General features: G+C 51.1%; 9 protein-coding genes and 1 tRNA gene. 5 read left to right on the top strand and 5 right to left on the bottom strand.

Annotated elements, in window-relative coordinates:
* Positions 1 to 9 precede the first annotated feature (9 nt).
* Positions 10 to 657, top strand: coding sequence for a TetR family transcriptional regulator (locus ACQE32_RS02855; RefSeq protein WP_426972085.1), 648 nt, complete (start codon positions 10 to 12; stop codon positions 655 to 657).
* Between the two features lie 75 nt (positions 658 to 732).
* Here ACQE32_RS02855 and ACQE32_RS02850 read toward each other — a convergent pair whose 3' ends face one another.
* A complete protein-coding gene (locus ACQE32_RS02850; RefSeq protein ID WP_427021316.1) occupies positions 733 to 2,565 on the bottom strand; it encodes a DNA/RNA non-specific endonuclease in 1,833 nt (610 codons plus the stop codon).
* A gap of 187 nt (positions 2,566 to 2,752) precedes the next feature.
* On the opposite strand from ACQE32_RS02850, the gene ACQE32_RS02845 reads away from it, so the two are divergent.
* The 4 genes from ACQE32_RS02845 (at position 2,753) to ACQE32_RS02830 (ending at position 7,428) form a co-directional block, all read left to right on the top strand.
* A tRNA-Asn gene (locus tag ACQE32_RS02845) sits at positions 2,753 to 2,828 on the top strand.
* A gap of 781 nt (positions 2,829 to 3,609) precedes the next feature.
* Positions 3,610 to 4,338, top strand: coding sequence for a fimbrial biogenesis chaperone (locus ACQE32_RS02840; RefSeq protein ID WP_427021315.1), 729 nt, complete (start codon positions 3,610 to 3,612; stop codon positions 4,336 to 4,338).
* Positions 4,339 to 4,429: 91 nt separating this feature from the next.
* Positions 4,430 to 4,960 (top strand): fimbrial protein, encoded by a 531-nt coding sequence (locus tag ACQE32_RS02835; protein ID WP_426972081.1) that lies wholly within the window; start codon positions 4,430 to 4,432, stop codon positions 4,958 to 4,960.
* 68 nt (positions 4,961 to 5,028) lie between these two features.
* On the top strand, positions 5,029 to 7,428 hold the full coding sequence (locus tag ACQE32_RS02830) for a fimbria/pilus outer membrane usher protein (RefSeq protein WP_427021314.1): 2,400 nt from the start codon (positions 5,029 to 5,031) through the stop codon (positions 7,426 to 7,428).
* A gap of 96 nt (positions 7,429 to 7,524) precedes the next feature.
* On the opposite strand, the gene ACQE32_RS02825 is transcribed toward ACQE32_RS02830, so the two are convergent.
* From ACQE32_RS02825 to dacD, 4 genes are all read right to left on the bottom strand, one after another.
* Entirely contained in the window at positions 7,525 to 7,857 is a 333-nt protein-coding gene (locus tag ACQE32_RS02825) for a DUF496 family protein (protein ID WP_085072333.1), read from the bottom strand.
* A 159-nt stretch (positions 7,858 to 8,016) separates the two neighbouring features.
* A complete protein-coding gene (locus tag ACQE32_RS02820; protein ID WP_426972077.1) occupies positions 8,017 to 9,075 on the bottom strand; it encodes an FUSC family protein in 1,059 nt (352 codons plus the stop codon).
* A gap of 185 nt (positions 9,076 to 9,260) precedes the next feature.
* Complete coding sequence (locus ACQE32_RS02815; protein WP_426972075.1) at positions 9,261 to 10,298, bottom strand: MerR family transcriptional regulator; 1,038 nt, start codon at positions 10,296 to 10,298, stop codon at positions 9,261 to 9,263.
* 151 nt (positions 10,299 to 10,449) lie between these two features.
* Positions 10,450 to 11,613 (bottom strand): serine-type D-Ala-D-Ala carboxypeptidase DacD, encoded by a 1,164-nt coding sequence (gene dacD, locus ACQE32_RS02810; protein WP_426972074.1) that lies wholly within the window; start codon positions 11,611 to 11,613, stop codon positions 10,450 to 10,452.
* Positions 11,614 to 11,787 lie beyond the last annotated feature (174 nt).

The following is an 11,787-nucleotide window of genomic DNA, read 5'->3' as shown; positions in this document are numbered from 1 at the left end:
TGCCCCAATATGGTTGAACAGGCAAAACGCAAAAACGATCCTGAAGGACTGAAAAAACGTATTCTTGAAGGCGCGCTAAAAGCCTTTGCCGAATATGGCATGCAGGGCGCGCGCCTGGAGCAGATTGCAGATAACGCGCAAACCACCAAACGTATGGTGGTCTACCATTTCAACAATAAAGAAAACCTCTATCTTGCAGTGCTGGAGCAGGTTTATCAGCAGATCCGCGAACATGAAACCGGCCTGAATTTACGCGAACTGCCGCCGGAAGAGGCGATTATCCGGTTAGTAGAGGAAAGCTTTGATTATCACGCTACGCATGCTGATTTCATGCGTCTGGTCTGTAGTGAAAACCTGCTGCGAGGCCGTTATATCAGCCAGTCGCCGCGCATCAAAGCGCTTAACCGTAGCGCGCTGGATTTGCTGGAGGATATTTTGACGCGTGGACAGCAGGCAGGCCTGTTTCATCGTGACGTGAATACCATTGATGTACACCGGCTGATCAGCAGCATATGCGTTCATCATGTTTCAAACCGCTATACCTTTAATGCGCTGTTCACTCCCGATAACAGTGAAGCGGAAAGTATTAAACGCAATCGACAACTGGCCGTCACCGCCACGCTGCGCTATTTACGCCGCTGTGATGCGCCGGCTTAATGCCGCTTTTCTGAGAAAACAGCAGGCTGGTCTCTGTCGCCAGCCTGCTTAACAAGTTAAATAGTCAGCGTTATATCAGAGCAGATCGCGCCATGACATTATCAGCGCCGCCGGTAATGGATCGGCACGCACCCCTGGCGATGGCTGCCAGCTATCCCAGGCGCGAAAAGCCGAGAAATCCAGCCCGGTCAGGCTTTCCAGCCCACTCACCGTAATCCGAAACTCATCAACCTGTGGCACCTTATCCTGCTGCGCGGTGGCAATGACTCGCCGTGGCTCATCCAGCAGATTCGCCTGGCTAACCAGTAGCGCCGTGGCCTGCGGCTCTCCTTCATTACCGATGCGTAATACCACTTTCCAGTACATCAGCGGCACCTTCGCCTCACCATATTGTCGCCACTGATCGTCAAGGACCGGGCCGGTGAGCACTGTAATCTGCTTTTTACTCTGCAGTACGCCATATTCCAGAATATAACGCTCTACGCCCTGCCAGTACTGCAGGCTCTGATTAAAACGAAAATGCTGCGGTGAACAGTTAGTAAAATGAAAGGTATCTTTATTGGCGCGGATCGCCTCCTGCGGCGTTCCCCAGGTTGGATCGCTGCGACGGGTCAGATGGCCGCGATCGAACCAGCGGCTGAATTCGCGATAAAAAGACTGAACCAAATAATAGCGGCTGTCGATGCGGCTATCCTCATACCAGCTGTCGCCTTCTGCCAGCAGCGAGGGCTGACCACTGTCGCGATTGATGTTGATATAGCGCGCGCCATCAATATTGGTGGCGGTAAGAAAAGCGATGCGTCGCTCGGCACAGAGGGCCAGCGAAAAGTTCTGGTAATCCAGAATCGCCTCGGTGCCGGTCGCGCCGGATCGCAGCGGGGCGATTTCCGCCGCTCTTGGCGTCAGGATCTGTGCCAGCGGCACCGCGTGATCGGTTAAAAAATCTGCCTGATAGCCGTTACGGTTAGCATAATTCGCATCTGGCGCGGCGCGTGCCAGTTCTGTGAGCGTCAGCGCGCGTTCGCCGCGTAGTGCTGCAATCAACCGCTGACGCGCTAAGGGTTCCAGCTTTACCGCCTCTGCTTTTAACCAGTCCACCAGGGCGCTGACACGAATGCCCTCATTAATCAGGGTGCCGCTTTCGTCCTGTGCCGCACCGTGATGAAGCGCCACCAACTCCCAGCTATCGTTAAAAACCGGCGCGCCGGAAGAGCCTTCTTCAGTATCCGCCGTGTAATGCAGGACATTTGCCGCCGCGCTGCCCTCTTCCCCACGCGCCAGCAAATAGTTATCACGTAGCGCCACCTGCTGCGCCGCGCCTGCAGGATGCTGAAGGATATTTACCGCCATGCCCAGCCGGTGTTTATCGGGTCGATCGCTAAGCATTATCTGGCCAGGCAGCGCCGCATCGGCATCGCCCGTGCGCTGTTCACCCAGCGCAACCAGCGTACAATCGAGCTCATCCTCCGGGCTGGTTAGCCAGAAACTATCGGCATCCAGCGAGTAAATAGCGGTTGCAGCGCTGTTATCCTGCTCATTCAGCCAGTAGCCGAACTCCACGCTATAGCCAGCGGCGCGCTGGCGATCCGGTAATACGTGAAAGCAGGTAACAAACAGTCCGGCCCCCGTGAGAAAACCGGTGCCTTTCGGGACGCCATCTTCCCGTACCAGCGCCACTGCTTTGGCCCGTTCAGCACCCTGCAGTAAAAAGCCGGTGGGTAAAAAATCCGCTTCCGGGCCGATGATTGCCGTCCTCTCCAGCATGCGCTGGAAAGCATAACGCTGCGCGCGTCGGCTATCCGGCTCAGCCAGCTCAAGTTTGCCTTCGGCTATGGCCTTCACGCTCTGTTTGCGCTGGGCCGTGGTCAATGTCAGCCGCTGCCGTACCAGATATTCTGTCTGCCTCATGGTTTCTCCTTTCGCCTTGCTGTTAAACCGCCTCCATAACCATAGTCACCTTTACGCACATCGGCACGGCGCTTAACAGAGCAGGATAACCTCGCATTGCTGTTTTCTTCAGCATTCAATCGCTTTTTGCGAATCAGGCTTTGACAAGCGCTAACGCCCTCGATATTATGCGCCCCGTTCACACGATTCCTCTGTAGTTCAGTCGGTAGAACGGCGGACTGTTAATCCGTATGTCACTGGTTCGAGTCCAGTCAGAGGAGCCAAATTCAGAAAAAGCAGACGCCAGGCGTCTGCTCTTTTGCTTTCCAGCTCCGAATACTTTTCACTCCCTTTCCTGCCTCGAAACAACTTACATCGTTCTGTACATTTTCCACTTATCTCAATACATCCCTGTACCTACGCCATAAAGCTATGCCGCCATAAAGTGACTGTTATAAGGCTTTTTTCGTGCCAGAGGTGATTTTTTGGTCATACATGCTGACCGGAAGCCACAAAATGATCTATTAGCAAAATTTCTGATGTTTAATTTTAGTTAAGTCAAAAAAACCTCCACAAAAGGAAAATGCAATTATAAATTTAAAAACTTGATTTATCTTCATGGCGGGATTTAAATCTTAAAAAAGCATCTCAAGTGCTGAAAGGCAGCATAAAATAGCGCTCAGGCGTTAAGTGTGTGCTAAAAGGCTCATTCGTTATAAAGCACTTGTCGTTAAATCCTTTCATAGACGGGTCAAGAACTTCCCATTGCGGCCGTTTTTTTTAATAATAATCTATAACCAATATTAATAATTTTTCCGCACTCCAACAAAAAATCTATTTTTATTATAAAAAACAGATTTAATATTCCTTTTTTACTTATTAGAGCCGTAGATGTAAGGCAGGTTATATTACTTCGTAAATAAAATAACCATCCTCTGTAATGAGGATTTACTTTTATCATCAATTTGACATGGCACTGTAAAAATAATTAATCTACGGCTCCTTGAAAGACCTATCAGATAATTCTTAGCGTTATAGCAACGTTATATTTATTGGTAAAAAAGCATGAACCTTAACGCAATGTTAAAGGGATTCAGATTATGGCGTGCAGGCAACGTCATATGCCAGGGAAGCGTTTCACTATTGTTAATGATGCTTGTTAGCGGCCAGGCACAGGCATCGTTAATACTTGATCAGAATCGAGTAGTGCTGAGCGCTAATGAAGGCGGAATGGGGGTAGTAAAAGTAGATAACCCTACAGACCGTGATTATCTCATACAAAGCTGGATTACCACTGATAATAACGGTGTGCAGGAAGCGCTATTTGTACAGCCGCCGCTGGTAAAAATCAAAGCACATCAGAAAGTTGCCTTGCATATAGAGGCTATCGACTCTTCTCTTGCTGAACAACCACAGGAGCAACTTTATCGGCTCAATGTTAAAGAGATCCCTAAAGTTGAAGAGAAAAGCGGCTCGCAGCTGATATTAGTGATGCTGACAAAGGTTAAAATATTATATCGCCCTGCTGCGGTATCGCCTGAGATGGGCAATCAATATAAAAAGTTGACGTGGAAAAAAGCCGCAGGAAAATTACAGGTTTATAATCCAACGCCCTATTATGTAACCTTTAGCAAAGTCTGGGAAGGAAACGACACGGCGCATGCGCTGGATGCCGACATGGTTTCGCCCCACTCAACAATGTTAATAAAAGGCTATCACGGCGCTTCTGATATTAATTACCGTATTATTAATGATTATGGTGATATCAGTATGCCGGTACATGTCAAATTATAATTTCTCCTGACATCCAGATATTTAACGTTTTCGATTGGTGTCGAAGATGTTGTTTACTACTTGTTGGTTAATATTAAAAAAGGAAAGAAAAGTGAATAAATTAAAAACAGTTTCTTTGGGCTTATTAATGGTGACCTCTTCTGCCGCTTTTGCGGAAGGTGAAGGCAGCGTGGTACATTTTAACGGTCATGTTAATGAACCAACCTGTGCCATTGTTCCTGCCGACCAGAATATTACGCTGGAAACTGTTGGTGCCAGTGCCTTTGACAAGGTAGCCATTGGCGATAGCATTGAAAATGGCTCCCGTGATTTTGAAATTCATGTTAATTGTGAAGATCAAAATTTAGGTAACCATATAAAACTGGTTATGAAGGCATCTGCTGATGAAAATCAACCCAAGGCATTAAGAAATGCCAGCAATAATACCAGCGGTGTTGGCCTGGAAGTTTTTTACAATAATGAAGTCCTGGCGCCTAATCAAGAACTGGATGGCAGCCGCATTAATAACCTTAATAAAGGCGATGACAATATTAATATGAAAGTGCGCTATGCGCGCCTTAGCAACAATATCACCGGCGGTGACGTAAGTGCCGACGTTACTTTCGTAACGGAATATCGTTAATTCTCGTTATCATCCTGCTAAAAATCAGCCATGGCTCAGGCCATGGCTGTTCTCTCTGGCTTAAAGTTATGAGCGCCGTAAATAAACCTGCTACAACGCTACTATTTGTTGTTTGTCTGGGCTGCATGGGCGCAGCATCATTGAAGGCCGAAGAGAAGTTCGATTTATCACTGCTGGAGAATCAAACACAGGTCAATCGACAAGATGCGGAAATATTTAACGGCGACAGCGATATCCTGCCCGGGAAGTACTCTTTTAAAATTTTAATTAACGATCAGGAAGTGGCAGAGCAGGATGTTGTGTTTCGTCTCTATCATGGTCGTAGCGAGCCGCTGTTCGCCTGTCGTGATTTACAGGAATGGGGCGTTCACATTGACCGCTGCCCTCAGGCAGAAAACTTTCTTTCCGCCTGGGTACATGATGCCAAATTTGATATTGATCTGAGCGAAAACAGGCTGATGTTAACGCTGCCTCAACAGGCCTGGAGCAAACCGAACCTGTATGATATCGCGCCTGGCTGGCGGTGGGATAACGGTATAAACGCCGCTTTTGTCAATTACGACCTCTCCGCGCAGCGTTATCAAAGCAGCAGCGTCAGCAACGATATTTATGGCAACCTGAGCAGCGGCGTTAATCTTTTTGGCTTTCGCCTGCGCAATGATGGCTATTTTTCTGCGCCTGGGATGGCGCATGCACGTTATCAAAGCAGCAGTAGCTGGCTGGCTTATGATATTGACCGTCTGCGCAGTACGCTAACCGTTGGCGACTTTTATACCAGCGGCAGCCTGTTTCAGGGAACCACGCTGCGTGGCGTCTCGCTGATGACCAATATGGCGATGTTTTCAAACACCGAACGCAGCTATGTGCCTGCCATCATAGGTTCCGTTAGTTCGAACGCCACGGTTATTGTTAAACAGAACGGCTATGTGATCGCCACCCGGCAAATTCCCCCCGGCGCCTTTAATATCAATGATGTCCCCGTTTCTTCCTCGGCGGGTGATATTGACGTGACGATTATCGAAGCCAGCGGGAAACGGCAGCACTTTACCCAGCCGTTCAATACCAACAGCTTTCAGCTACCGTCACATAGCCTGCGCTATACCTTAAACCTTGGCGAAAGCCGACAGCATAACGCACAGCGCCTGCTGGAAGGCACGTTGTTATATGGGCTGAACAATACCTTTACGCTGTTGAACGGCGTGCAGTATGCCGCTGATTACCGCAATGTTGCTATCGGGATGGGCGCTAACGTACGCTGGCTGGGCGGCGTCAATGTGCTGTTTAATCAAAGTCAAACCACACGCTATCAGCAACAGCGTACCGGTAGACAATTACAGCTGGGCCTGAGCCGTTTTCTGCCGCTGACCGACAGCTATCTTTATGCTTCCGCCACGCACCGCTTTAATCCTTACTATCAGGAGTTTGGCTACTCTCCGCGCGCGGTGAGTACCGGGCTGGCGAGCGGCTATCGCAATAAATATAGCGTGCAGCTCAGCCAGAACATTAAAGGGATGAATCTGGCACTGAATTACAATCAGGAAATTGACTGGCTCGGCAGGCGTTATCGTAACTGGCAGACCAACCTTAATTTCAATATCAGGCATGCTACGCTGCTTACTTCCTGGTCACGCCGCTATTCAGCGGGACATGCTGCTGAAAATTATCTCTCAGTGAGTATCAGCCTTCCTCTGGGAAGAGAGCGAAACCACTATCTTGATATGAGTCATAGCAGCGGCAACAGCCATAGCAGCCATCTCTCTTTGACGGGACAGATGGGCGAAGAGAGAAATCTCGCTTACAGCCTGGGCGCGGCTAAAAGCGGATCTGAATATCATTATGATGCCTCGGCCAACTACACTTCCAGCCAGGGGGTAGCCCGTGCCGCATGGTCGCGTGGCCGTTCAACGGAGCAATGGCAGGCGGGCGCACGCGGCTCGGTAGTACTGCATTCGCATGGCATAACGCTGGGTCAGTACCTGAGTGAAAGTGCTGCGATCGTTCATACACCACATATTGCCGACGTCAGGATAGAAAACGCACAGCATGTCGCGACCGACCGCTGGGGAAATGCAGTGGTGCCGAGCCTGGTGCCCTATTACTACAATGAATTAGCGCCCACGCTGGATAGGCGACACATTCGTACCATTAAGCTTGATGAAGTGGTGCATCGTCTGGTGCCGCGTGAAGGGGCGATTGTGGCGGTGGAACTTAGCGCCTCGCATCAGCAGCAACACTATGCGCGTATTACCCAAACCAGCGGACAGCCACTGCCGTTTGGTGCCATTCTGTATGATGCGGACAATCGTAACCGGGGCGTACTCTCCGCAGGCGGCGTCATCTCAATGGATATTTATCATCTAAAGTGGCCGCTGCATATCAGCCTGGCTGACAAACAGCGCTGCACTATTGACCAACCGGCAGAAAAAAGCACAGAGAAGAGAATCTGGCATCTGATCTGCCATCGTTGAAGCTGGCGGCAAAATAAGGCTGGCAGGAGAAAAAATAAAAACGGGCCGCAACGCGGCCCGATAAACATGGGTCAGCACAACCGCTGACCGCAGAGATTACTGATTCTGTCCCGGTACTTTATGAACGCCCATGGACTTGAGTTTTTTAGAGAGCTCACGACGCTCTTTTGACAGATCGGCATTTTTGATGATGTATTCATCCACGCGATCTTCATAGTCGCTGCGCATGCTGGCGATGATCTCCTGAATCGCTTCAACGCTCATGCCCGGTTTAATGTATTCGCTCAGGTTATCCAGCAGCAGCACACGTTTCTGGTTGTCACGAATTTTCTTTTCCACATCGTGAATTTCGCGCTGTAGTTTGTTCTTGCGACGGTTCATGCGCACGAACTCAAGCACGTCCTGAAATGATTGCTTTGCATTTTCCATGTTGACACCTTTCATTAGGCCTGCCTGAACAGGCGGTATTGTCGTAGCCTTCAGCTTAGCGGCTCGCCTGGGCCGATGGCAATTTTCACATTTAAATTCGGACTGTGGGACATTTTAGCGCGAAATCTTGCGCAGCCACAGCTTCGATTGTCGAAACGATTATTTACGCATGGCCAGCCGAATCAAATCCGACAGCCGTTCCAGCTGTTTCGCCAGCTCCAGGCTCAGCCAGACATAGCCATGAATCGGCGTTTCCACCAGCCGATCGCGGTCATTTTCCGCAATCAGCTGCCGCAATTCGCGCACGATCTCCGCCAGCTCATGATGATTGGCCGCGACCCGATCGGCGTTGCCTTTAATCAACATTTCCGCCAATGCGTTAAAGGTATTTTCCGTCATCTGCTGCGTACGACGTAAGGTGGATGCATTCAGCAAAATCAGATGGCTGGCACGGGAAGACCACCAGGCATTGATTTGCAGCTCGAGGGTACAGAGAATATTGCGGTTAGTGGTTTGGATCCCTTCCAGCACCGATTTCGGAATACGCGTCTCTTTGCTGGCAGGTTCCAGCAACGAACGCATACGCACCACATCGCTTAATACCCGCTGTAAAGGTTTATCGAGACGCGGCTTATCCACCAGGTTCGGTGAAAAGCCGGCATGATAAATTTTCGCCATTGCTGACAGCGAATCAGAGAGCTTAATGCGCCAGTGAATATAGGCTTTTTGTGGCCAGATACTGGTAAACAGCAGCGCCAGCAGCGAGCCGAGAATCACGTCGCCGCTGCGCCACAGAGCCGTGGTCATGTCACCCGCTGGCGCGCCGCAGACCACCGCCAGCGTAATGCCAATCAACAGTGCCATATAAGGCCGCCTGCCCAGCGTCAGGTAGCCGCAGATAAACATCACTACCGTACACCACGCCAGCATTACCGGCAGTGAAATCAGCTCCAGCTTCAGGGCAATCAGCCCCGATATCGAGCCAAAAAAGGTGCCGCCAATCCGCTGAAGCGCGCGCGGAAAAACGTTCCCCCACGCGGAGACCGGCCCCATCACTACCACCAGCGTAATCAGCGGCCAGCTTCCCTCCGGAATTTCGCTCAGGCGCACCAGCAAGAACGTCAAAACAAAGCCCAGCGCAATGCGAACACCATGGACGATACGGTAATGTCGGTAAACGCTGAATTCAACGGTTGAAAGCGGCTTATCGGGGCGCAAGCATAGTCTCCAGGGTAATGAAAAACGGAAGGTTATCATAACCTGGCGACACCATCAGGATGAGACTTTCGTCTATATTTTGCTGATGTTTAACTTCATTTTACATTAAGGAAAAGAGTGATTAACGCAGCAGATGACATATTGATACACCCGACGCGGTAGATCGCGTCAGGTGCGTACCGTTATTACCGCTCTGTGCCCGGTGCCATATGAGCCGTTACTGCCGCCTGCAAATATTGCAGCAGATCGGGCGTAAGCCAGGTCCCTTCCATCAGCTGCGGCTCCTGCTGCATCGCCTGACGGATTTTATTTTGCGTCTGTGGGTTATCGCTGGCATAAGAGCGAAACAGCGCCAGCCAGTGCGCACCGAGCGCCCGCGCCTCCTCTGCTTCCGGCGCGACGCCGCGCATCATCGCTTCGCGCAGTCGGCTAATCAACGCTGGCCACTCCTGCATGCGATCAAAGTAGTGCGCCCGTACAAAAGCGTACTCCTGTTCATCAAGATAGCGCTGGAAAATAGCCAGCTTGCTTTCCGCGAAGGCGCGCGTAACGTAATCCAGCATCGCAGGGGTGATCCCGGTTTGCTGCTGCATCGCTGGTTCATTGAGATGCATGGTGGTCAGACGCTGCAGGAAAGCGGGATTATGTGCGGTATCGCGCTCCAGCATCTGCATCCAGCGACGAGCCAGCGCCTGAGCCTCCGGCTCCTGCGGCGCAATGCCGTTGTCCTGTAGCTCCAGCAGCTTTTGTACCAGCTGCTGCCACTCCGCCTCTCGCTGCGCATCCGCCTGGTAAAAAGGCAGCTGCGTTAACTCTTCCGCCGTAAAATAGTTATCGTACATGGTCATCATCTCTAACGTTGTTAGCCAGTCCGTCAGCTCGGGTTCGCCGCCCCGGGAGAGCTGCTGATATAGCTGCCCCAGCCGCTGCCGCAGCTGTTGCATCTGTGTCAGCTGGCGATCGAGCGCCTCTATCTGTTGAGTCAGCACCTGCGGTAAAGAGAGTGCGCCATCGCTCAGCAGCGGATCGATTTCCGCCAGCGGCACGCCAAGGCGTTTCAACGCCTGAATCTGATGCAGACGACGAATATCGTCACGGTTGTACAGTCGATAGCCCGCCTCGCTGCGCGCCGACGGCACCAGCAGCCCGATGCTGTGGTAATAGTGCAGCGTACGTACCGTTACGCCCGTGCGTCGGGCCAGTTCACCTGCCTGCAATAACATGACTCTCTCCTTGCTCAACGTTAACCAAGGATAAAGGCTGACGTGGCGTCAGGGTCAAGAGGAATGACAAAGGAAAAACGTGAAAAGGAAAACAGGCGGATTTAGCATTAACAAAACACGGCAGAGGCGAGAGCTCGCCTCTGCCTGCCGGTTAAAATTTCTGCTTGAGATAATCACTGATTTTGGTCACGATACCGCCCTCTTCCACCTTATTCAATGTCATTAGCGGATAGCTGGCCAGCACCTGATCTTTGTCGATCACCTGAATCATGCCGACCTTCTCGCCCTGTTTTAGCGGCGCATCAAGATCTTTGCGATCGATAACATATTTCGCTTTGATGCTCTCTATCGCGCTACGCGGTACCGACAGATAAATATCCTCGGCGGCGCCTACTTCTACCTGATGCGGGTTGCCATACCACACGGTCTCTTTGCCCAGTGCTTTGCCAGCATGAAACAGCTGCACGGTATCAAAATTACTGTTGCCCCAAATCAGCAGTTTCCGCGCCTGCTCTTCACGGCCTTTAGCGCTTTTACCGCCCATGATGACGGCGATCAGCCGGTGACGGCCCTCCAGGCTGGAGGCGATCAGGTTAAAACCGGCGCTTTCGGTATGACCGGTTTTCAGGCCATCGACATGCAGGTTTTTATCCCACAGCAGCCCGTTACGGTTCTGCTGAGTGATGCCGTTCCAGGTAAGCGATTTCTCGCTGTACATCTGATAGAAATCGGGCTCGCCGTTGATGATGGCGCGCGAAAGCACGGCCAGATCGCGGGCGGTGGTATGCTGGCCTGGCGCATCCAGTCCGTGAACGGTTTCAAAATGGGTGTGCGTCAGCCCCAGCTTCGCCGCATAGTCATTCATCATTTTGACAAAGGCGTCCTGGCTACCGGCAACATGATCGGCCAGCGCGACGCAGGCATCGTTGCCGGAATCGATGATCACGCCACGACTCAGATCGCGTACCGTAACCTGTTCGCCCGGCTTGAGGAACATCAGCGAAGATCCTTTAAATACCGGATTTCCGGCGCCCCACGCATCCTGACCAATAGTCACCTTATCGTCCCGGCTGATGCGGTGCTGATCGATAGCGCGATCGACCACATAGCCGGTCATCAGCTTGGTCAGACTGGCAGGATTGCGCTGTTGATCAGCATTGCCTTCGGTCAGTATCTGCCCGGTGGTAGCGTCCATTAACACCCAGGATGCAGCATCCACCGACGGCGGCGTAAGCGGAAAAGAGATGGAAGCCGCATGGGCCTGAAATGCTAAAAACAGAAAACCGGTAAGAGTTGCAAACTGACGCCTTTTCAACGGAACACCCTCAATCAAAACATGAATTTAACCAGGGCGTTGTTGTACGGGATTAAGCGGTGATTTTTCTGAATAAATTGCAAATAATTATGTATTTAGCATCGGCCCATTTGCGGGTTATTGCGCCGTTTTTCTGCGGCATATTATTCGTCCCCATTAGCCCCTGACCTTCAA

It is taken from the genome of Pantoea sp. FN0302 (assembly GCF_050113775.1).
Classification (GTDB): domain Bacteria; phylum Pseudomonadota; class Gammaproteobacteria; order Enterobacterales; family Enterobacteriaceae; genus Mixta; species Mixta alhagi.
Note: the sequence above shows the minus strand (reverse complement) of the source record. Positions and strands in the feature narration are given on the sequence as shown.